This window comes from Pontibacter rugosus, from assembly GCF_042678745.1.
GTDB lineage: Bacteria > Bacteroidota > Bacteroidia > Cytophagales > Hymenobacteraceae > Pontibacter > Pontibacter rugosus.
Genome location: NZ_JBHTLD010000064.1, coordinates 1 through 21,599, shown reverse-complemented (window position 1 = coordinate 21,599; position 21,599 = coordinate 1). Strand labels below are relative to the sequence as shown.

Genomic DNA, 21,599 nt, shown 5'->3' with positions numbered 1-21,599 from the left:
GTACGTCCTGATTTAGTGAATGATACATTTCTATTTCTACTTAAAAACAACGGTTTAAACTTTTGTTACCTGCATGTTAAGTTTACTGTTTAAGCCTATAGGCCACTTTGGCAGAGGTCTAAAAAGCGCTTGCCAATTGTTTGAGTGCTTTAATCAAATTTGTTTTAATCAAATCATGCATGTATTTTTAGACTTAAATGCTCAAAGAATTTCATAGAGACTAATCAATTTTATGTCAACACATCAGAACATTTCTGGGGGGCGAGCTCCCAGCTTTATAGAATCGCAAGGTACTTTTTTTGGGCAACCGAAAGGCTTGATGATTTTGTTCTTCACTGAAATGTGGGAACGTTTTAGCTACTATGGTATGCGCGGCATACTGGTTTTGTTTCTGGTATCGCAGACAAACGGCGGTTATGGGTGGAGCAACATTGAGGCTTTAGAGCTGTATGGCACCTACACCATGTTTGTTTACCTGATGTCAATCCCTGGCGGTATACTTGCCGATAAGGTGCTTGGGCAGAAAAACGCTGTAATCATAGGCGGCTTTACCTTAGTAGCTGGTCACTTATTAATGGCTTATCCGCCTGAATGGGCATTCTATACAGCTCTTTGTTTAATTGTAGCAGGCACCGGACTTTTAAAGCCAAACATATCTACCATGGTAGGTGGCCTTTATAAAGAAGGAGATAGCCGCCGGGACTCAGGCTTTACAATCTTTTACATGGGCATCAACCTGGGTGCTTTGCTTGCATCTTTAATTGTAGGCTTAGTAGGTGAAAAGTATGGCTGGCATTATGGTTTTAGTTTAGCTGGTTTTGGTATGATATTAGGCCAGGTAGTATTTATCTGGGGCCGTAAATACCTGAAAGGTGTAGGGAACTTAACTAAAAAAGAAAGCAGCACGGACCGTATCTTCACAAAAGAGGAAACTGCAGCTCGCGGAGGTTTCTTGGGCTTCAATAGAAATGAGTGGGACAGGATCATCGTTATCTTCATCTCTTTTATAATTGTTCTGGTTTTCTGGGCTTCGTTTGAGCAGGCAGGTGGTCTTATGAATTTATATGCTAAAGATTATACTGACCGTGTTGTGTTTGGCTGGGAAGTACCTACAGCTTGGCTTCAAGGACTTAACTCCTTCTTTATTTTAACATTGGGTGGTGTTGTGGCAGCTGTCTGGATCAAGTTAGCAAAGCGCGGTAAAAATCCCCCTTCTATTTTCAAGATGGGTTTAGGTACTGCTATACTTGGTATAGGTTTTATTTTTATGGTATTTGCCTCTTTACAACGTAATTCATCAGCAGACGGGCTCTCTTCTTTACATTGGCTAATATTTGCTTATATGTTCCATACAATAGGTGAATTAGCTTTGTCTCCAGTATCACTTTCATTTATAACCAAAGTTGCTCCTAAACGCATTGTAGCTTCTATGATGGGCTTATACTTTGCAGTGACTGGCCTTGGCAACAAGCTTGCTTCCTGGATTGGTATATGGGCTGAGCAACAAGGTGAGCTAGAGATATTCATGTATATCGCTGGTTTCACCATTGTGTTAGGTATCCTGTTAATGATCCTAACTAAGCGTATCAATAAACTTACGCATGGTGCTGAAGATAAGCATGGTGATGAAGAAGAAGCGCAAACAGGCCAGCTGCTACAGGCAGAAGCCAGTTAGTTAAAAATTGTCGAAAAAAAGCCTCCACATCAATCGATGTGGAGGCTTTTTTTATAGTTTTTATTTTACAAACTGTTCTCGCTTGCCTCAGTACATACCTGATTTAAACTTAAACCAGGAATAGCTTTAGCAGTTGGAGCTGGTGTGCTTAACACAGGATAATTATGATACAGTCATTTATATATTTTACAAGTATATATAATATTGCGTGGTTAAGGGAATGTTTATAGCAACAGTAAGCTGTCGGGTTTTATGATAATTATTATATTTTCATATCATTATAGCTAGATAATACCTTTTTTAGTTATATTATTTGATTTGCTTAAGTATCTGCTATACATTAGTACTTTATAAAGCAGTAATAAATACAACTTTTAGCCAAATCATACTTTTAGCCATGTATATTCTTTCACGAGTGCGTGTTATCGCTGCACTGGGGCTTCTTTGCTGTGCCCTTACTTCATGCGAGACAATAACAGAAGTGACACCAAAAGCTGATGCCACCGTAGCACAAACGCAAAGCTTAGGCGAAACAATTTATACCATCTCCAAAGGTTCTCATTATTCTGACAACAATGGTTATAAAAAGCTTAGCACAAGTAGCTTAAAGTTTGAAGCTACCTTTGATAGTACAGCGGTTTACAAAACAATAGCTGCAAACAATCAAGGAGATATAAATAAACTTTACGGCCTTTCTGATTGCAATACCAGTCATCACACTAACAGCGCCCGCTTTGGATGGCGCTGGTATAACAACAGGCTTGAAATACTTGCTTATACTTACCTGAACAAAAAATGGCAGTACAAGCTTTTAGATGCCGTTCCTATTGGTAAGCCAGCTGTTTGTGAAATCAAGATGGAAGACAGCCAATACAGGTTCATTATGAACGGAAAGGAAGTGGTAATGCCAAGAGCATGTTCTGGAGCAGGAGCAGGGTACCAGCTTTATCCTTACTTTGGTGGAGATGAAGTGGCGCCTCATGCCATCACTATTAAAATAAAGGAAATTCAATAGTAGCTTTAAAGCATTTCTTTTATTACGGTAACCTATAAATAAAAAGGGCTCAGCTGAAAAGCTGAGCCCTTTTTATTTATAGGTTAGGAGCTTGATTACATCATGCCGCCCATGCCACCCATGCCGCCTGGCATAGCTGGAGCACCTTTGTCTTCTTCCGGATCTTCAGAAACAACACACTCAGTTGTTAACAGCAGACCTGCGATAGAAGCTGCGTTCTCAAGTGCAAGACGCGTAACTTTAGTTGGGTCGATAATACCGGCCGCAAACATGTTCTCGTATCTGTCGTCGCGTGCGTTGTAGCCATAGTCAGCTTTGCCTTCACGAACCGCCTGTACTACTACAGAGCCTTCGCCACCTGCGTTGTACACAATAGTTCTTAGCGGCGACTCCAGCGCTGTACGGATAATCTGTACACCTGTTTTCTCGTCAGCGTTATAAACCTCCAGGTTTTCAAGCGCATCAATAGCGCGGATAAGGGCAACGCCACCACCAGCTACGATACCTTCTTCTACAGCAGCACGTGTAGCGTGTAAAGCATCATCCACACGGTCTTTCTTCTCTTTCATCTCAACTTCAGTAGAAGCACCAATGTAAAGGATAGCAACACCGCCAGAAAGCTTAGCAAGACGCTCCTGCAGTTTTTCTTTATCATAATCAGATGTAGTAGTCTCCATCTGCGCTTTGATCTGGTTGATACGAGCTACGATATCATCTTTAGTTCCAGCACCATTAACAATGGTCGTGTTGTCTTTGTCGATGATAACTTTCTCAGCCTGTCCAAGATAATCCAGGGTAGCGTTCTCTAACTTGTAACCTCTTTCTTCAGAGATAACAGTACCGCCAGTCAGAATAGCAATGTCTTCCAACATAGCTTTTCTTCTGTCGCCGAAGCCTGGAGCTTTTACAGCAGCAATCTTAAGTGAGCCGCGTAGTTTGTTTACTACAAGTGTAGCAAGTGCCTCGCCATCTACATCTTCGGATACAATTACCAAGCCTTTACCAGTCTGAACTACTTGCTCCAATACTGGAAGCAGTTCTTTCATAGTAGAAACTTTCTTATCGTAGATCAGGATGTAAGGGTTATCGAAGTCAGCCTCCATTTTCTCCGGGTTCGTAACGAAGTATGGAGAAAGGTAACCGCGGTCAAACTGCATACCTTCTACAGTTTTCACTTCAGTTTCAGTACCTTTTGCTTCTTCTACCGTGATAACGCCGTCTTTACCAACTTTATCCATCGCATCAGCAATCATTTTACCGATTTCAGCATCGTTGTTGGCAGAGATAGTACCTACCTGAGAAATCTCAGACGAGTTCTCGATTTTCTTAGACTGTGAACGCAGGTTAGACACAACGGCGTGTACAGCCTTGTCGATACCACGCTTCAGGTCCATTGGGTTAGCACCAGCAGTTACGTTTTTAATACCGGCAGTATAGATAGCCTGAGCTAATACAGTAGCAGTAGTAGTACCGTCACCAGCCTGATCAGCAGTTTTAGAAGCAACTTCTTTCACTAACTGAGCACCCATGTTTTCAATAGGGTCGCTTAGTTCAATTTCTTTTGCAACTGAAACACCGTCTTTTGTGATGGTAGGAGCACCGAATTTTTTGTCGATAATTACATTACGTCCTTTAGGACCTAGCGTAACTTTAACGGCGTTAGCCAGTTTATCAACACCAGCCTTAATTTTGGTGCGTGCTTCCGTATCGAATGTGATATTCTTAGCCATAGTTTTTGATTTTTTTAGATTAGGTTAAACCGTTCAGTTTAAAAATTAAAGAATAGCCAGGATGTCAGACTCACGCATGATCAGGTAATCATTCCCGTCAACGGAAATCTCAGTTCCGGCATACTTGCCATACAACACAGAATCGCCAACATTTACTTGTGGCTTCATTAGGGCACCTTGATCAGATACTTTGCCTTCGCCAACGGCTACAACCTCGCCACGCTGAGGTTTTTCTTTAGCAGTATCAGGAATGATGATACCAGACTTGGTTTTTTCTTCTGCTGCAGCAGGAGCGATTATTACTCTGTCTGCTAATGGTTTAATGTTGATTGACATAGTTTATGGTTATTATTTATGTTGTTTTGATCTGTAATAACACTTGTACCTTATCATTTCCTGTGCCAAGTATGGATAAGAGTCGATTTAAGCCATTTTTACAGTTTAAAGCGCTTTTAGGTCTGCCATCTGTGACATTAAGTGTCAGGTATAGAATCAGATTTTGCAAATATGTCAGGCTTATGTGGTGTCTAAAACAAAAAAGCCGATCCTGGGGATCGGCTTTGTATAAATTGAATGCTTTTGCTTATTGAGCAGTTGCTGTATCAATCATGGCAGGAATGTCAGCTGCATCAGGGATAGCAGCAGTAGAATCTACCACACCAGGCAAAGCGCCTGCTGGTGCGGCTGGTAACTGAGATTGACGTGCACGCTCTTCGTTTACGCTTCTAACAGTGTCAGTGCCGTTTTCACGAACCATGTGCGTACCTAAGGTAAGCACAACTAAAGCAATTGCGAAGCCCCAGGTAAGTTTCTCCAGGAGGTCTCCGGTGCGCTTAACGCCCATTAGCTGGCTTGTGTTACCGCCAAACTGGCTGGAGAGTCCGCCTCCCTTAGGATTTTGTGCAAGCACAACCAATACAAGCAGCACACAAATAAAGATAATGATACTAATAAGGGCGATATACATGTTAGCTTAGGTTTTGTAATTTTTCGATCTGTTCGGCAAAGTAACTCTTTTTTTCGGGATTTTTCAAAATGAGCTGCTCATATATTTTAATGGCTTTTTTCTCTTTGCCCTGTTTGATAAAGATGTTGGCCAGGCTTTCGGAGGCAATCCCGCGTTTTATCTTCGTGCTCTTTAACGATAGGTCCTCCTGTGGCTCCGGTTTCATCTTTACATGCTGCATCGCTTTGAGCCGTGGGTTAAGCTTCAGGAAATGATCGATTAAATCTATCTGCGCGTGAAGCGATGGTTGGGCAGGGGCTTCCTGCTTCAGTATTTCATGTGTTTTACTGTACTCCAGTATCAATTCAGGTGAGAAGCCTTGTGGACGCTCCCGTGTAATCTCCTGCTCGTCTTTAAGCTGCAATACTTCTCCCATGCGACTTGATGCCATCCAATACCCAAGAATGTCCTGCTGGTACATCTGATCGATTTCATCGAAGGCATACTTAACTTCTGCTTCTTCAGGAGCTATTGTTGCTTCCGCAACTACCTCTTCAAAATTATCCTCAGTATCAACTTCAGCAGCAATGCTGTAGGGCAATTCATCCTCAGCAAGAGGGTAGCTATTAGAAATTACCTCTGGTGCTATATGGGTGTCAGACTCTTCGTCGCCTAAAACAGGCAAAGCCTGTGCAGATGATTGAAGAGGGGATGAATCTTGTGCAGGAAGCGCAGCTTCAGTGTCCTGCGGAGTTATTTCTGCTTCTGTCGTGCTTGCTGCTTCAGTAGCTTCGTTGTCAGGCTTCTGGGCCAGTAAATCGGTAAAAGACGGGCTTAGGCTTCGTATAGTCAGCAGGAGGGCTAGCTCTGAGTCGAGCTTCTCCATGGGCTGCTCTAAAAAGTTATGATCTGCCGGCAATTTATCCAGGTTCTCTGGCTGTTCAAACTCAGCTTCTTCTGCTTCTACTGTAAGTTCGTCTTCAGGTAGCGTTAAGTCTTGCTGAGATTCTTGTTCTGAATAACTATCAGTTTCCACAGCTGACTCATACAATGTCACTGTTGCAGAGTCCTCTTCGCTATACTGCTCTTCCGTAAGTGCTTCAAGGTATGGCTGTGATGCAGCTTCATCTACAGTAATAGTTTCTTCCTGCGGTTCCGCATAGGTTTCCAGAAGAGGATATACTTCCGGTGATGGAGTAGGTGGAGTAACCTGAGCCTCTACTGCAGACTCATCAAATACAGGCTCAGCAATTGGAGAAGTATAAATTATCTGCTTAAGTAGTTGCCTGTTAGTGGCATAAGCCGAGGCTCTGCGCAGCCGCTGCGTAGAAAGCATGCTCCCTTTATCAAAGGCAGATTTAGCCAGCAGTAAGTGTGCCGTCTGACAATAGGGGAAGGTAGCGGCTACCTTTTCCAACTCTTCTGTTTGTTGGTCGGAGATATTAGCTACCTGCTGTATTAGTTGTAGAAAAGCTGATTTATTCATGCTGGCCTTCTAGTTTATGTATGTCGACATTACCAATCTGCCACTGTTTTATTAAAGATATCCTGGATCAGTTGGTTTGTAAGCTGCTCGATTTGAGCAGTACTAAGCTGCGTAACGTCCAGGTTCTGCGGAAAATCCTGTGCAATCGTGAAAGTTCTGTCAAAGTCTTTGTCAGGCTGTTTTGTATTTACAAAACGCACCTGCACTCCTAGTGTAAGCCGGTTTAGAGAGGCAATATCCTGTTGCCCATCACGCTGAATAGCTGCCGGAGAATAAGTAAAACTAACAATATTACCTGCTATCTGCAAGTCGCCTTCGCCCTGCACAATAGCAAGATTTGTGTTGCGGCGGTAGTAGTCAATAAGGTTATTAGTTACCACCTGTGTCAGGTTTGAGGGGCCTTCACCTGTGCTGTTCTCTATTGTTTGGATAGAAATCGTTTTAATATCAGGAGATATAGTTGTGCCGCTAAAGGAATAAATGCCACAGCCACTGCATACCAGCAGCAACAGAGCCAGTGTATAGCCGAGTGCTTTTGTCTTAATCTTCAATGTCATACTGCTTTAATTTGCGGTATAGCGTACGCTCCGAAATGCCCAAATCCTGAGCGGCATACTTGCGCTTGTTGTGGTGTTTCTTAAGTGCCTTTAAGATCAGCTCTTTTTCTTTATCCTCTAAAGATAAACTTTCTTCTTCTGTTTCGTGGGCAATATCCTCTACTTTTTCATCCTCATAAGCTTGTTCGCCAGCATGAGCATGCTTGATAGGCAGGTAGTACGGCTCCTTCTGTACTTGCTCCTGAGGTTGATAACCCCGCCCGTTGTAGGCAGAGGGAGCTTCTATGTTTTCGAACAGGTGCCCATGCTCGCGTAGGAGGTCCTCATCATCTGGCTGATGTGCGAGCATCTCGAAGACAAGCTTCTTCAAGTCAGACATGTCGCGGCGCATATCGAAAAGCACTTTGTATAGCAGGTCTCGCTCTGAAAACTGACCTTCGGCACCATTTTCTTTTGCAATTATACTCGGCAGCATAGAGCCTTGTGCAGTAGGCAGGTAACGTTGCAAAGTATCAGCACTTACTTCACGCTCATACTCCAGCACTGAAATTTGCTCCACGATATTCTTCAACTGACGGATATTACCCGGCCAACGGAATGCCTGCAGCTTTTGGATAGCCTCTGGCGTAAGCATGATGGGCTGTACTTTGTACTTTTCAGAAAAATCAGCAGCAAATTTCCGGAACAGCAGGTAGATATCATCTCCACGTTCCCGTAAAGGCGGTACGGTTATCGGAACAGTATTCAGGCGATAGTATAGATCCTCCCGAAACTTTCCTTTTTCCACGGCATTGATCAGATTTACGTTAGTGGCGGCTACCACCCGAACATCTGTTTTCTGCACCTTAGAAGAACCTACCTTGATAAACTCTCCATTCTCCAGCACACGCAGCAAGCGTGCCTGTGTTCCTAAAGGCATTTCTCCTATTTCATCTAAGAAAATAGTGCCACCGTCGGTTACTTCAAAATAGCCTTTCCTGGCATCCTGCGCGCCAGTAAAAGAACCTTTCTCATGTCCGAAAAGCTCAGAATCTATGGTTCCCTCGGGTATAGCACCACAGTTGATCGCAATAAACTGGCCGTGTTTGCGAGGGCTTAGCTGGTGTATGATCTTGGAAAAAGATTCTTTACCGCTGCCGCTCTCACCAGTTATCATAACAGTCATGTCAGTAGGAGCTACCTGAGCTGCTACCTGAATGGCATAGTTGAGCAGGGGAGAATTGCCTATTATACCGAAGCGCTGTTTTATACTTTGTAAATCGATGTTGCGCATGAATTTAATGTGCTAAAGAGGTAACATACTGCTGCTTTGCCTGTGCTTCAGGTCTACAAAAAACCAGCACATTGGGTAGGAGCAATATATTAATCTACTGCCTCGCCAAAAAGGGTGCCTACACTGCAATCATGAACAAAGACGTTCACATAATCACCTTTCTTATAGTGCTTCTTATCAAAGATAACTACTTTATTTTGGTCGTTGCGGCCGCTAAGTTGTTCGGCTGATTTCTTTGAGAAGTTCTCTACCAGCACACGGTGCACTTTACCAATATCATGCTTATTGCGTGCCAGTGACGTTTCGCGTTGCTTGTTAATGATCTCATCCAGACGACGTTTTTTTACCTCCAGTGGAATATCGTCCTCGAATTTACGTGCTGCCAAAGTACCCGGGCGCTCTGAATAGAAGAACATATAGGAGTAATCGTACTGCACGTAATCCATTAGAGATAAGGTATCCTGGTGCTCTTCCTCGGTTTCAGTACAGAAGCCAGCAATCATGTCAGAAGAGATGCCGCACGACTCGCCAAGAATGCTTCTGATTGCATCTACACGGTTAATGTACCAAGCACGGTCGTAGGTGCGGTTCATCAGTTCCAGCACACGGGAGTTACCGCTCTGCGCTGGCAGGTGAATGTACTTACAGATGTTGTCATACTTCTTCATCGTATACAACACCTCATCAGTTATGTCTTTAGGATGAGAGGTAGAGAAGCGGACACGAAGATCAGCACTAACCAAGGCTACTTTTTCTAGCAGTTGGGCAAAGTTTACGGCTTCAGTACCATCTTCTGATGCCCATTTATAGGAGTCAACGTTTTGGCCTAATAAAGTAACTTCTTTATATCCTTGTGCTACCAAAGCCTCTGCCTCACGAATAATAGAGTGTGCATCGCGGCTACGCTCACGGCCACGCGTAAAAGGCACTACGCAGAAAGAACACATGTTGTCGCAGCCGCGCATGATAGAAATAAAGGCACTTACACCGTTGCTGTTCAGGCGAATCGGGTTAATGTCTGCGTACGTTTCCTCGCGGGATAGCAGGACGTTCACTGCTTTCTGGCCACCATCTACTTCACTTATCAGGTTTGGCAGGTCGCGGTAAGCATCTGGGCCTACAACCAAGTCAACTATTTTCTCTTCTTCCAGCAATGATTTCTTTAGTCGCTCAGCCATGCAGCCAAGCACACCAATCATCATGGATGGCTTTTTCTTTTTATGATAGTTAATCTGAGCCAGGCGGTTTCGCACTGTCTGCTCAGCCTTCTCCCGGATAGAGCATGTGTTCAGAAATACAAGGTCAGCCTGTTCTATTTCAGAAGTGGTGTCAAAACCCTGCTCATGCATGATAGAAGACACAATCTCACTGTCCGAGAAGTTCATGGCACAGCCATAGCTCTCAATGTACAGTTTGCGTGTTTTACCTGTATTGGTTTCTTGTGTAACGTGTGTATCACATGCCGCCGCTTGCTCTGGCGTGCGATTGTCTATAAAATCTAAATCTAGTATTGGCTCCATATTACCTCTATTACAGCTGCAAATATACTATAATGTTATCAAAATCGTGACAGAATGGCAGACGCTTTCACTATTTATGCGCTTTTTATTACCACAGAAGCAATCTCCATAGGAGAAGAGGTGAAATTTTGCATAATTCAAGCTAGGTAATTACCGCTGCAATATCCTGCACTTATCTAGAGCCTAGTACTTGAAGTATAGCTTTCGCCTTTAGCAGGCATTCCTCGTATTCCTGCTCAGGATCAGAATCATAAGTAATGGCACTGCCTACCATAAAACTCAGATAGTTTTTGCTGGCATTGTACTGCATGCTTCTGATAACTACATTAAAGTCACAGTCTCCGGTGGCTGTAATATAGCCGAACGCACCAGCGTACAAACCGCGCTTAGTGTCTTCCAGCTCCTCAATCAATTGCATCGCACTTATTTTTGGGGCACCGGTCATACTTCCCATGGGGAATGCTCCTGTCAAAGCATCCACTAAATCTTTTTCGGGCCTTAGATCTCCTACAATTGTGGAAATCATTTGTGATACCTGTCGGAAGCCATAAATCCCGAACATTTCCTCTACCTGCACGGTTCCGGTGGCGCAGGATCTGCTTAGGTCATTTCGCACCAGATCTACGATCATCATGTTCTCCGCCAGCTCTTTTTCATCGTGCCGTAACTGGTGCTGTAGGGCTTTGTCTTCTGCCGGTGTAAGTCCGCGCCTTATTGTACCTTTAATTGGCTGCGAAATAAGCCGCTGACCTTCTTTCTTGAGAAAGCGCTCAGGAGAGGCACACATCAGGTATTTGTCGTGGAGCTTTAAGTAACCAGAGAAAGGTGTAGGCGACACTTCATTTAACGCCAGGTATAAGGGCAGTGGATATACTTTAACGTCTTCTGCATAAAACTCCATACAATAGTTCAGCTCATACACATCACCCTCTAAAATATGTTGCCGTACCTGTTCCACCTGTTGCTGATACTTCTCTTTTGATACACGTTGCTGCATTGGTATACTTTGTGGCTGAGCAGGTTGAAGGGGAGAAGTAGCAAGTATATCGGATAGTATAGATGGTGTGTTATGTTCAGTATTATAGATGCTTATACTGTTCCTGTTAAAGTATAAGTATACTTCTGGTGCAAAAAATGTTAACACTGGGAATCCTAGCTCATCACGCTGATTACTTTGTAGCTCTTCTATCTGGTTTTTTAGATCGTACCCTAAGTAACCACATAGTAGTTGTTGCTTTTTTTGCAATTCCTTTTTGAGGCTTAAAAGTGCATGTGCCTCGTCAAGTTTCAGAACGTCACCTTTAGATACAGCTAATAGGTGGCTAAATCCATCGTGTGGATAGGGGATGCTGTTAGGGTTGTAGTAAGCAACAAGGGGAAAGGTGTCAGCCCATGCCAATGCCTTTAGCCTGAATTCTTCCAGGCTTACAGGTATGTCTTCTTGTTTTATCTCTGTCTTAAACATCTTCTCCTTTACATTGTAGACAGCGCCAGTTTGGCTTTGGCATCAATGCTGTTTTTGTATTCATGATTTTTAAAGCTTAAGGCCTGTTTGTAAAATGCTTTTGCTTGCTGAGGTTGATGAAGCGCTTCGTAGATATAGCCAAGCTGAAGGGCTGCGTTCGGGGCAAAGTATAAATCAGTGCCTTTGCATAAGGCAAGGGTTTGTCTGTAGAAAAGAATTGCCTGGCTCAAAGAATCCTGCCCATGAAGAATACGTGCCTTACGGTAATAATACTCTGCCTGTACGGCCGGAGGTGTTGCGCCATTTAGTTGCAATGCGCTAAGTTCCTCAAGTGCTTCTTCGAAATAACCACCATCAGTAAATAAGCGGGCCTTCATCAGGGGCTTTATAAGTTGTTCCTGCTTCTCATAATAGCACGCAGCATATTTGTCTTCCTCCACTTCTGCCAGGCCCACCTGGGGTACCTGTTGCAAATACCAGGCTGCTTGTGGGGCATGATCACTTAGTGCATAAGCCAAGTATAACTTGAAGTTAGCCGATTTAAGGTAGTGTTTTCCTTGATGTTGCTTTAAGAAAATGTTGTTTTCTTTGATAGAGTTTTCAAAGTCGCTTCGGTATAAAAACAGATCGGCTGCCATGTGGTGCAGATAGGGAAACAGTGTATAAGCCGAGCCAACCGGTTTGGTGTTATAAACTGCCAGTGCAGCTTCACCTTGCTTGCTTTTTTTTAGCAGGTGCATCGTTACAAAAGTAGCAAGCAGATTGTCTTTATTGGCTTTGGCGATACTCCTGGCTTGGTTTAGCGCCAACTGCTCTTTTTCAGGCGTTGTCATGTGCAGCAGGACAACGTATAATAGCTGTGCCTCCAGGTGAAAAGGATTTCTTTGTGTGGTAGCAGCTTTCAGATTTTGCATACCCTGGCGCACGCTGCCCCTTAAGCCTATAATGTTCAGAAACCACTTATACTGATCAGGCACCGATCCAATGAGCACTTGCAGCACACCTAAATTCTTTTTGTAAGGTATAAATTCCGGTGATCTTTTGGCTGCCTCGCTATATGCCTGAAATGCTTTTCTAAAGTCCCAGGCAGCTGATAAGCGATTGCCAAATAACAACTTGCTCATGGCAACCTGCATTCTTACTTCAGTAGTAGCATAGTTTACCCATTCATCTGTGTTTGGTAGCTTTTCCAGCTTTTCCAGGCGCTTCTCCTGTGCAGCCAGCAGTTTGTCGTATTGTCGGGTATTTTGCTGCACACAGAGCTCCAGAAAATCAGCGTAGTTGTTTAGCAGGATGTTAATAGCATTGTCAGGTGATTGCTTAAGTTGGGCTTGTGCCAAGTCTCTGCCACGGCTAATTTTTAGCTTTATGAGTTCTTGGTAGGCTAATTCTTGTTGGGGAGATAGTGCAGGCGCTGCCAGGGCTGCTATGCTGATTAGTGAAAGGCATAGTGCCAAAAAAAAAGGATGGGGTTTAGCCATCCTTTTTCGATTTGTATGCAAGCGATTAACGCTCAAAATAAAACAGTTTTACTAGTATACACGCTGCTCCACACCAGCCAGAATACGGCCACAGTGTTCGCATACGATAACTTTCTTTTGTGCAGCGATGTCAGCCTGGCGCTGAGGAGGAACAGTGTTGAAGCAGCCACCGCAAGCATCACGCTTAACCGGTACTACAGCAAGGCCATTGCGCACGTTTTTACGAATACGGGAATAAGCGCTTAGCAAACGATCTTCGATGTTAGCAGCAGCCTTATCGCGATCCTTCTCTAATGCCTTTTCTTCTTCTTCGCTCTCACCAACAATCAGGTCAAGCTCTTTGCGCTTGTTCTCAAGGTCCTTGCGGCGCTCTTCCAAACGGTGCTTTGTTCCTTCGATTTCAGACTTCTTCTGATCGATCTGGTAATGTGCTTCTTTTATTTTTTTCTCAGAGATCTGGATTTCCAGTTTCTGAAGTTCAACTTCTTTTGTGATAGCATCATACTCACGGTTGTTGCGTACGTTCTGCTGTTGCTCTTCATACTTACGTATAAGGCTCTCAGAATCTTTGATGGCCTGCTTGCGCTGTCCGATAGAGTCATTCAGGTTTGCTACCTCATCATCAAACTTACGAACCCTCACTTCATAGCCTTCGATCTCGTCCTCCAGGTCCTGCACCTCTTCAGGCAGGTCTCCTCTTACTCGTCTAATTTCATCAAGCTGTGAATCGATGCTTTGAAGCTTTGAAAGAGCTTCTAATTTGCTGGCTACAGTACTTTCCATGTATTAAAAAGTGTATCTGACGGGGTTTGTGTTTACTTCCGATATTAAGACTGCAAAATTAGTAAAAACTTTTGAAATAGTGTCATAAAATATCTCCTTTGTAAAGACTTCACTTTCATAATGGCCGATGTCGGCAATCATCAGCTGCTTTTCAGCATCGAAAAACTCATGATACTTCACATCTCCGGTTACAAGTGCATCAGCACCCTGCCGCAGCGCATCTTTGATGAGAAAGCTGCCGGAGCCACCGCAAACAGCCACTTTTTTTATTTTTTTACTTTCAACGCTGGTATAGCGCAAACCCTGCAGCTGCATTTTCTCTTTCAGGTAAGCTAAAAATTCCTGCTCCGTTAGTTCCTGCTCCAGTTCTCCTATAATACCAATTCCAACTTCCTGGTTATGGTTTTCTAGTTGATAAAGGTAGTGGGCTACCTCTTCATAGGGATGGGCGTTTTTAAGTGCAGCCAGCAAATTATGTTGAAGGTTTGCCGGAAAGATAAGCTCCAGCCTGTCTTCCTCTACCTCCTCGCTTTTATTTGCACTACCTATAGTAGGAGTAGCCTGGCTAGAGGGGGTAAAGCGGCCTGTACCTGTTACGCTGAAACTGCAGTTACTGTAAGCACCTATGTTGCCAGCACCGGCCGTATGCAGCGCGGCAAGCACTTGATCTGTTTGGGCAACAGGCACAAAAGTAACCAGCTGCATCAGTGTATTCGGCTTGTTTACAAGTATGCGTTGCTGCTGCAGATTGAGCTTATTCGCAATTTTAGTGTTCACGCCATGAACAACACTATCCAGGTTAGTATGGCTGGCATAAATAGCTATATTGTTTTGTATGGCTTTGATGATGGTTCGCTCTACATAGCTTCGGCCGGTGAGTTGTTTTAGACCTTTGAAAATTACCGGATGATGTGCTACGACCAAATTACATCCTTTAGCAATTGCCTCGTCCAGCACCGCCTCCGTACAATCCAGCGTTACCAGCACACCGGTTACCTCTGTGTTTGCATCACCTGTCTGCAGCCCGGCATTATCGTAGCTTTCCTGGTAGCTTAAGGGAGCCACTTGCTCCAGTAGGTTCGTTACTTCTTGTATTTTTGCCATAGTTTCATTCTTTCAGTTCTGTGATTTGCGTAGGCACGTTAAAATTAGTTTAACTTTGCTTTCGTTACAAACTATGTATAAATCAGCACAAATACTGCTACGGCCCTTTGCAGCGCTTTATGAAGGTATAACGCGTTTGCGTAACTACCTCTACGACCAGCGCATCATGCAGTCCAGAAGCTTTGAGCTGCCTGTCATAGCGGTTGGCAATCTTACAGTAGGCGGAACCGGCAAAACGCCACATGTAGAGTATCTGCTGCGTTTGCTACAGCAGTATAAAGTGGCTACGCTGAGCAGGGGGTACAAGCGCCAAAGCAAAGGTTTTATACTTGCTGATGCGCAAGCAACGCCATCGCTGATAGGGGATGAGCCTTACCAATACTTTGCTGATTTTAAGGATGTAAAGGTGGCTGTATGCGAGAAACGCGTGAAGGGTATTGAAGAGCTACGGACAAAGGTGCCTGATCTGCAGGTTGTCGTACTGGATGATGCCATGCAGCACCGTCCGGTTCAGCCATCCCTGAATATGTTAATTACCGATATCAACAGGCCATTTTACAAAGATTTAGTGCTTCCAGCCGGGCGATTACGCGAATCAAGGAGTGGAGCTAACCGTGCCGATATCATTGTAGTGAGTAAATGCGCACCTGGTATGGATGAGCAAGCAATGGCGCAGGTAAAGCATCAGGTGTATAAGTATACTGCCGCTGATGTGCCTGTTTTTTTCTCCACATTTGCTTATGGCAAACCAGTGGCTATCGGCTCTTCCAAAACGTTGGCTACAGAAGTTGTGCTGCTGACCGGAATTGCCAATGCAGAACCGCTCAAGAAATACCTGGCATCTCAGGCATATCAGGTGGTGGAGCACCAGGCGTACCCGGATCATCACCATTATACTTCTGAAAACCTGGAGGAACTGCACAAACTGCTACAGAAGCCGGCTTATAGGGCGGCCATTATACTAACTACCCGTAAGGACGCCGTTAAACTCACAGATGCAAGCCTAAAGGAGCAGACAGCGCAGCTTCCAATCTTTTATGTGCCCATAGAAGTACAGTTTCTGGCTGAACAGGATAAGTTTGACCAACTTATTGTGCAGCATGTGGAGGAGTTTAGGTAGTGCAAGGGCTGCATGAAATTATTATAAAACACTATTTTTGTAACGTGAAAAGAAGAATATCCGCTTTTATACTTGCAATGTTTCTTTTGCTACTGGCAAACGGAACAGCTCATGCCCAGATAATCGATGACTCTACCAGATTGCTTTACAGCCCTAAGACCACGTTACAACTTTATGAGCAAAACGTACTGGAAGGAAACTATGCTGAACTGCCTATCGATACATCTCTGAATAATATTCAGAATGAGCGCTATTGGTATAACGACACCACTTTTTACCAGCACCTGGGTAACGTAGGCACCGCAGCTACACCCATGCTGTTTCAAATGCCGAATCAGATTGGGGTTAGGCTAGGTAAAAATATATTTGACCGTTATGCCTACGATCCGCAACGCTTAAACTACTACAACACGCGCTCGCCCTATACACATCTGTATTATGTGCAGGGTGGCATAGGTGAGCAAGTGTTTGAAGCACTGCACACGCGCAACATTACTCCTCGATGGAATTTTGGCGTTGCCTATCAGATTTTATCTGCTGATCAGCAAATAGGCCCGGCATCTCAGGAAAGAAGAACCAGAGGACTCATAGATAATCAGGCTGTCAAAGCTTTTAGTCACTATCGCTCTGAAAATGAAAAGTATGATCTTTTTTTCAATTATACTTTTATGAAAGTAGAGCAGATTGAATCCGGGGGCATCAGGCCGGGCGAAAATGATTTTACCCAAAACGACCTGGATAGCTACGAAGAGGAGAACGTAAACCTGACACAAGCGGCAAATGAAGAGTCCAGGAACAACCTGCACCTTACGCATATCTATAAAATTGCAAAAGAGAACTTAAAGGTTTACCATACCCTGGATTATTTCCGGCAGCGCAACGAGTATACAGATAATGGCATTCCTGCGGTTTTGGCAGATAGCAGCTCCTACATCTATCCGCATTTCTACTACAGCAGAACCCGTACAGAAGATGCTACAGAATATAAGCAATTGGAAAACACCTTTGGCCTGACCGGAAACAACAAACTGTCATTCTATAAAGCATACGTTAAGGTAAGAAACGCGAATATACTTTACTCGGCTATCGATTCTTTACAGGGGCTGTCTGATAGTCTGTTGGCTACCGGAAATGTGTTTAAACCCATCTCAAACAAAGATAAATTTAACCAGGTATTTATAGGCGGAAGTATAAGGTTGTTCTATAAAGATTTTGCAGAGCTGATCGGTAATGCAGAATATCAGCTGGCAGGCGATTACCGCATAAAAGGTATGGCACGGGTGGGAGGGGCTTATGCATCCTTAGAACGCGTGCTTTTCTCGCCATCGCTGGTGCAGCAGTATATGCTGAGCAATCATTTTAGATGGAATAATGACTTTGGAAATATCGTTGTAGATCGTATTGAAACAGGATTAAACCAGAAGCTTGGAAACCGACAGTATGTAAAGTTTAATGCCAACTATACTAACATCAAACGCTGGGTATACTTTAACGAGAAGGCAGAAGTAGCACGTGCAGGTGGTAATCAGCGTTTCTGGGGAGCAAACTTATCTCATAACATCTATTTTGGGCCTCTTCATTTTGAAAACTTTGTTTCATATACCAATACGGACGAAGCTGATAAAATCAGAATACCGGAGTGGCTATGGGAGTCAAAAGCCTATGTAGAAGGCGCTCTTTTCAAAGGGGCTCTTTATACGCAGTTAGGCATTCAAGGCACTATCAACAGCGACTATTACGCTTACGGCTATATGCCGGTAACGCAGCAGTTCTTTGTCCAGAATGGGTTTAATGTGCAGGCCTATCCTGTAATTGATGTTTTTCTGAATGCAGATATCAAAACAGTGAACGTTTTTTTGAAGATGAGCCATGTCAACTACGGGATGACGGAGCCGGTAAACTTCATTACCCCATACTATCCAGGCCTGCGCCGCAGCTTTGTCTTCGGCCTGCAGTGGCGCTTTTTCGACTAAATCACTTAGCTAAAATAACAGGAACAAGCTTTTTCAATCCATTGGAAGCTAAGCCCATAAAAAATGTTTGGTTCTTTCGGGCTTATACTTCATCCCTCTACCAGTATAATGATGTCTACAACACAACCAACTAAAACCATACTTCGCCTGGAGCTGCCAACTGATCCGCGCTGGGTAAATATTGCCGAAAAGAATATTGAGGAAATTCTGGTGGACCATGCTTACTGTGAGCAGAAGGCTGCCACCTCTGCTATTTCTCTTATAGTTAAGTATCCCGACAAGGAGCGCTTAGTGGAGGAGATGACCGAGTTGGTAGCCGAAGAGTGGAGCCATTTTGAACGTGTGCTGGAGCAGCTTAAAAAGCGTGGCTACGGTTTGGGGCGCAACAGACCTGATGAGTATGTGGTAGAGCTGGCGAAGCATATCCGTAAAGGCGATAAGCGAGAGCGCCAGCTGATGGATCATCTGCTGGTGAATGCTTTGATCGAAGCCCGCAGCTGTGAGCGCTTTAAGCTTCTCTGGAAAAACATTGCAGACGAAGAACTACAAAAGTTTTATTATGAGCTAATGGTTTCAGAGGCTGGCCACTACGTAAGCTTTGTTAAATTAGCAAAAGAATACATGCCGGTTGAGGAAGTAGATGCGCGCCTGAAAGAACTTTTGGCTATCGAGGCAGAAATCGTCCGCAACTTGAAACCCCGCGCAGACCGAATGCACTAAAAGAATTAAGAGTTGAGAATTATGAGTTAAAATCAACTCATAATTCTCAGCTCAATCAAGTTTTCTGCTTCTTCTTTTTGGCTGCCGGGAAGAGTATGTTGTTAAGTATAAGGCGGTAGCCGGGAGAGTTTGGGTGTAAGGCAAGATCGGTTGGGTCTTCACCTACCAGGTGCTGGTAATCCTCCGGATCGTGGCCGCCATAGAAGGTCCAGGTGCCGCGGGCGTAGGTGCCATGCATGTAGCGAATCTCCCCAAGTTCTTTATTCTCGCCCATAATGATTACCTCCGGCTTTACGAGTGTCTTGCGGAAAGCTGTTGTTTGCCCCATAAATCCTTTGATAGTCTTTGCGTGGTTCTGTGTGAGCATAGTGGGGATAGGGTCCCATTTGGCCGAAAAGGTGAAAAGCTGGAAATAATCGTTAGCCTCTGTTACCGGCCGCTCCTGTGGCTGCATATCAATATTGGAGTACTCATACTCCATTGGGTTTCTGGAGATTTTGAAATCTTTGAAGGCAAATGTTTTACTGAAGTCTAACTTGCTTTGGGCATTAGGGTCGGCGGCGTCTCCATCATACATCGCTTCCACTATATCCAAACCTTCGGCAGCTAGAGCTATATCATAAGTGTCAGTAGCCGAGCACATGGCAAAAAGAAAACCTCCTCCGGCTGTAAACTCTTTTATTTTATTTACAACAGCCAGTTTTAGCTGCGATACCTTCTGAAAACCTAATTCCGTAGCCGATGCCTCGGCGTCAGCTTGCTGCTCCTGATACCAGGGGTAGTGGCGATAACTGGCATAAAACTTCCCGTACTGGCCTGTAAAATCTTCGTGGTGCAGGTGTAGCCAGTCATACTTTGGCAGGTCACCAAGTATAATCTCTTTGTCGTAGATTACATCATAGGGAATTTCAGCATAGGTTAATACCAATGTCACGGCATCATCCCAGGGCATTTTAGCTTTAGGAGAGTAAACCGCTATTTTAGGTAGCTTCTCCAGCTTCATGATGTCCATGTTTGCTTCAGGGTTGCTTATTTCAGTGAGTATACTATTGTACTGTGCATCTGAAATTACATTGTAGCTGATGCCGCGCACAATCAGCTCGTTCTCCAGCTGTGGCATATGTGTAAAGGCAAAGCTTCCGCCACGATAATTCAACAGCCAGTCTACTGGTTGGTTTTTGCCCAGTACCCAGTAGGCGGCACCGTAAGACTTCAGGTGATCTTTCTGCAACTCATCCATCGGCACCAGAATAGTGCTTGCCCAGGCAGGCAAATGCAGCATCAGGAGGCAAAGTAAAAGTGCGGTGGTACGGAAAAACATCATGTTCGTCTTTAAAATGTCATGAAATGTATAAAACTGCTCCATCTTTCAGAAAATGCCGCTATCTTAGAAGCATTGCTGCCGGTTTTTTATACTAACGCAAAAGATAACAAAAGCGCACATCTTTTCCCACAGATGAATCTACTCGAAAATATACGTGAAAGTCTTAGAGCCATAAAAGGAAATTTGCTCCGCACGGTTCTTACAGGTTTAATTATTGCCTTTGGCATCATGTCGCTGGTAGGCATTTTAACTGCTGTGGATAGCATGAAGTACTCGCTCACGCAGACTTTCTCTAACCTGGGCGCCAATTCTTTCGATATCCGGCGAAAAGGAAACAACAACCGTGGAAACCAACAGGGGCGTGCCGAGAAGGTTTACCCGGAGATAACCTATGAGCAAGCCAAAAGCTATAAAGACATGATGGGGGATGAAGCCCGCGTGAGCCTGTCTGCATTTGTATCAGGGGCAACGGTGGTGAAAAGTGAAACTGAGAAAACCAATCCCAATATAAGTGTAGTAGCAGCGGATGATAACTACATGCTGAACAACAACCTGAACCTGGAGCAGGGACGCGATTTTTCTACTTTTGAACAGGAGCAGGGCACGAATGTGGCCATCATCGGAAATGAAATAGCCACTACACTTTTTAAAAACCAGGACCCGGTTGGAAAATATATTACATTCTTGGGCAGACGGTTTAAGGTGATAGGTAAGTTGGAGGTAGCAGGAAGCAGTATGGGCGGCAGCAGCGACAGGCGTATACTTATTCCTTTGGAAACTGGACGACAGATTCCCAGAGCCGGGAATACGCAGTTAAACTTCAGCATTAAAACCGGTATCTATAAAGCGGAAGAGCTAACCTATGTGATGGGGGAAGCGACAGGCAGGATGCGTAGTATACGCCAGGATGCTTTGGGGCAGGAGGATTCTTTTGAAATAAGACGGTCGGACTCGCTGGTGCAGAGTTTAGATGAGATTTCCGGCTACTTAAAAATTGGAGGTGCGGTAATAGGGCTTATTACTTTGCTGGGAGCTTCGGTTGGCCTGATGAACATTATGATGGTTTCAGTTAATGAACGGACACGTGAAATTGGAGTGCGTAAAGCGCTGGGAGCAACTGCTCACCAAATTCGTCAGCAGTTTTTAATCGAAGCTATTGTCATCTGCCTGCTTGGAGGCATTGTCGGGGTGCTGATGGGGATAATGATGGGCAACGCCATTGCCGCACTTATAGCAGAAGGAGCCGGATTTTTTGTGCCGTGGGTATGGGTTATCTCCGGACTCACAATTTGTGTGGTAGTAGGCGTAATCTCCGGCTATTACCCCGCCTTTAAAGCGTCTAAACTTGATCCGATCGAATCGTTGCGTTACGAATAATAGCCATGGGCAAGTATAAGAAGAGCGCCCGCTGCACTAGTGCAGCGGGC

At 44.3% G+C, this 21,599-nt stretch carries 18 protein-coding genes; 6 read left to right on the top strand and 12 right to left on the bottom strand.

Annotation, left to right across the window (positions count from 1 at the left end; translation table 11 throughout):
* The first annotated feature begins 232 nt into the window (after positions 1–232).
* Both ACFQ2O_RS09065 and ACFQ2O_RS09060 read left to right on the top strand, forming a co-directional pair.
* Positions 233–1,675, top strand: coding sequence for a peptide MFS transporter (locus tag ACFQ2O_RS09065; protein WP_377526038.1), 1,443 nt, complete (start codon positions 233–235; stop codon positions 1,673–1,675).
* Between the two features lie 397 nt (positions 1,676–2,072).
* A complete protein-coding gene (locus tag ACFQ2O_RS09060) occupies positions 2,073–2,690 on the top strand; it encodes a hypothetical protein (RefSeq protein WP_377526035.1) in 618 nt (205 codons plus the stop codon).
* A 95-nt stretch (positions 2,691–2,785) separates the two neighbouring features.
* Here the strand turns inward: ACFQ2O_RS09060 and groL are convergent, their stop codons facing one another.
* From groL to ACFQ2O_RS09005, 11 genes are all read right to left on the bottom strand, one after another.
* Entirely contained in the window at positions 2,786–4,420 is a 1,635-nt protein-coding gene (groL, locus tag ACFQ2O_RS09055) for a chaperonin GroEL (RefSeq protein WP_377526031.1), read from the bottom strand.
* A gap of 45 nt (positions 4,421–4,465) precedes the next feature.
* Positions 4,466–4,756 (bottom strand): co-chaperone GroES, encoded by a 291-nt coding sequence (gene groES, locus ACFQ2O_RS09050; protein ID WP_377526028.1) that lies wholly within the window; start codon positions 4,754–4,756, stop codon positions 4,466–4,468.
* 247 nt (positions 4,757–5,003) lie between these two features.
* Positions 5,004–5,387 (bottom strand): preprotein translocase subunit SecG, encoded by a 384-nt coding sequence (gene secG, locus ACFQ2O_RS09045; protein WP_377526025.1) that lies wholly within the window; start codon positions 5,385–5,387, stop codon positions 5,004–5,006.
* A gap of 1 nt (position 5,388) precedes the next feature.
* On the bottom strand, positions 5,389–6,852 hold the full coding sequence (locus ACFQ2O_RS09040; protein ID WP_377526022.1) for a hypothetical protein: 1,464 nt from the start codon (positions 6,850–6,852) through the stop codon (positions 5,389–5,391).
* A 29-nt stretch (positions 6,853–6,881) separates the two neighbouring features.
* On the bottom strand, positions 6,882–7,409 hold the full coding sequence (gene lptE / locus ACFQ2O_RS09035) for an LPS assembly lipoprotein LptE (RefSeq protein ID WP_377526019.1): 528 nt from the start codon (positions 7,407–7,409) through the stop codon (positions 6,882–6,884).
* Entirely contained in the window at positions 7,393–8,682 is a 1,290-nt protein-coding gene (locus ACFQ2O_RS09030) for a sigma-54 interaction domain-containing protein (protein WP_377526016.1), read from the bottom strand. The genes lptE and ACFQ2O_RS09030 overlap by 17 nt, the downstream gene beginning before the upstream one ends.
* 89 nt (positions 8,683–8,771) lie before the next feature.
* The gene (gene miaB, locus ACFQ2O_RS09025) at positions 8,772–10,202 is read right to left on the bottom strand and encodes a tRNA (N6-isopentenyl adenosine(37)-C2)-methylthiotransferase MiaB (protein ID WP_377526013.1); all 1,431 of its coding nucleotides are present in this window, start codon (positions 10,200–10,202) and stop codon (positions 8,772–8,774) included.
* A gap of 172 nt (positions 10,203–10,374) precedes the next feature.
* Positions 10,375–11,667 carry an anthranilate synthase component I family protein gene (locus tag ACFQ2O_RS09020; protein ID WP_377526009.1) on the bottom strand — a complete coding sequence of 431 codons (1,293 nt, stop codon included), beginning with the start codon at positions 11,665–11,667 and terminating at the stop codon, positions 10,375–10,377.
* Positions 11,668–11,675: 8 nt separating this feature from the next.
* Positions 11,676–13,007 carry a DUF3808 domain-containing protein gene (locus ACFQ2O_RS09015; RefSeq protein ID WP_377526006.1) on the bottom strand — a complete coding sequence of 444 codons (1,332 nt, stop codon included), beginning with the start codon at positions 13,005–13,007 and terminating at the stop codon, positions 11,676–11,678.
* Positions 13,008–13,199: 192 nt separating this feature from the next.
* Positions 13,200–13,931, bottom strand: coding sequence for a zinc ribbon domain-containing protein (locus tag ACFQ2O_RS09010; RefSeq protein WP_377526003.1), 732 nt, complete (start codon positions 13,929–13,931; stop codon positions 13,200–13,202).
* Between the two features lie 3 nt (positions 13,932–13,934).
* Complete coding sequence (locus tag ACFQ2O_RS09005; RefSeq protein WP_377525999.1) at positions 13,935–15,035, bottom strand: Nif3-like dinuclear metal center hexameric protein; 1,101 nt, start codon at positions 15,033–15,035, stop codon at positions 13,935–13,937.
* Between the two features lie 73 nt (positions 15,036–15,108).
* Between ACFQ2O_RS09005 and lpxK the strand changes: the two genes are divergently transcribed.
* From lpxK to miaE, 3 genes are all read left to right on the top strand, one after another.
* Positions 15,109–16,155: a tetraacyldisaccharide 4'-kinase gene (gene lpxK / locus ACFQ2O_RS09000; RefSeq protein ID WP_377525995.1), complete on the top strand. Its 1,047-nt coding sequence runs from the start codon at positions 15,109–15,111 to the stop codon at positions 16,153–16,155.
* 44 nt (positions 16,156–16,199) lie between these two features.
* Positions 16,200–18,128, top strand: coding sequence for a putative porin (locus ACFQ2O_RS08995; RefSeq protein WP_377525991.1), 1,929 nt, complete (start codon positions 16,200–16,202; stop codon positions 18,126–18,128).
* A 111-nt stretch (positions 18,129–18,239) separates the two neighbouring features.
* Positions 18,240–18,848 carry a tRNA-(ms[2]io[6]A)-hydroxylase gene (gene miaE, locus ACFQ2O_RS08990; RefSeq protein ID WP_377526051.1) on the top strand — a complete coding sequence of 203 codons (609 nt, stop codon included), beginning with the start codon at positions 18,240–18,242 and terminating at the stop codon, positions 18,846–18,848.
* Between the two features lie 55 nt (positions 18,849–18,903).
* On the opposite strand, the gene ACFQ2O_RS08985 is transcribed toward miaE, so the two are convergent.
* Positions 18,904–20,169 carry an asparagine synthetase B gene (locus tag ACFQ2O_RS08985; protein WP_377526047.1) on the bottom strand — a complete coding sequence of 422 codons (1,266 nt, stop codon included), beginning with the start codon at positions 20,167–20,169 and terminating at the stop codon, positions 18,904–18,906.
* A 135-nt stretch (positions 20,170–20,304) separates the two neighbouring features.
* On the opposite strand from ACFQ2O_RS08985, the gene ACFQ2O_RS08980 reads away from it, so the two are divergent.
* A complete protein-coding gene (locus ACFQ2O_RS08980; RefSeq protein ID WP_377526043.1) occupies positions 20,305–21,549 on the top strand; it encodes an ABC transporter permease in 1,245 nt (414 codons plus the stop codon).
* Positions 21,550–21,599: the final 50 nt, after the last annotated feature.

What these genes read in the sequence shown, in the direction of transcription:
- miaB (WP_377526013.1), bottom strand. Translation starts at nt 10,202, where the DNA reads ATGGAGCCAATACTAGATTTAGATTTTATAGACAATCGCACGCCAGAG.
- ACFQ2O_RS09040 (WP_377526022.1), bottom strand. Translation starts at nt 6,852, where the DNA reads ATGAATAAATCAGCTTTTCTACAACTAATACAGCAGGTAGCTAATATC.
- ACFQ2O_RS08980 (WP_377526043.1), top strand. Translation starts at nt 20,305, where the DNA reads ATGAATCTACTCGAAAATATACGTGAAAGTCTTAGAGCCATAAAAGGA.
- miaE (WP_377526051.1), top strand. Translation starts at nt 18,240, where the DNA reads ATGTCTACAACACAACCAACTAAAACCATACTTCGCCTGGAGCTGCCA.
- ACFQ2O_RS09060 (WP_377526035.1), top strand. Translation starts at nt 2,073, where the DNA reads ATGTATATTCTTTCACGAGTGCGTGTTATCGCTGCACTGGGGCTTCTT.
- lptE (WP_377526019.1), bottom strand. Translation starts at nt 7,409, where the DNA reads ATGACATTGAAGATTAAGACAAAAGCACTCGGCTATACACTGGCTCTG.
- ACFQ2O_RS09020 (WP_377526009.1), bottom strand. Translation starts at nt 11,667, where the DNA reads ATGTTTAAGACAGAGATAAAACAAGAAGACATACCTGTAAGCCTGGAA.
- secG (WP_377526025.1), bottom strand. Translation starts at nt 5,387, where the DNA reads ATGTATATCGCCCTTATTAGTATCATTATCTTTATTTGTGTGCTGCTT.
- ACFQ2O_RS09030 (WP_377526016.1), bottom strand. Translation starts at nt 8,682, where the DNA reads ATGCGCAACATCGATTTACAAAGTATAAAACAGCGCTTCGGTATAATA.
- ACFQ2O_RS08985 (WP_377526047.1), bottom strand. Translation starts at nt 20,169, where the DNA reads ATGTTTTTCCGTACCACCGCACTTTTACTTTGCCTCCTGATGCTGCAT.
- ACFQ2O_RS09005 (WP_377525999.1), bottom strand. Translation starts at nt 15,035, where the DNA reads ATGGCAAAAATACAAGAAGTAACGAACCTACTGGAGCAAGTGGCTCCC.
- lpxK (WP_377525995.1), top strand. Translation starts at nt 15,109, where the DNA reads ATGTATAAATCAGCACAAATACTGCTACGGCCCTTTGCAGCGCTTTAT.
- groES (WP_377526028.1), bottom strand. Translation starts at nt 4,756, where the DNA reads ATGTCAATCAACATTAAACCATTAGCAGACAGAGTAATAATCGCTCCT.
- ACFQ2O_RS09010 (WP_377526003.1), bottom strand. Translation starts at nt 13,931, where the DNA reads ATGGAAAGTACTGTAGCCAGCAAATTAGAAGCTCTTTCAAAGCTTCAA.
- ACFQ2O_RS09065 (WP_377526038.1), top strand. Translation starts at nt 233, where the DNA reads ATGTCAACACATCAGAACATTTCTGGGGGGCGAGCTCCCAGCTTTATA.
- groL (WP_377526031.1), bottom strand. Translation starts at nt 4,420, where the DNA reads ATGGCTAAGAATATCACATTCGATACGGAAGCACGCACCAAAATTAAG.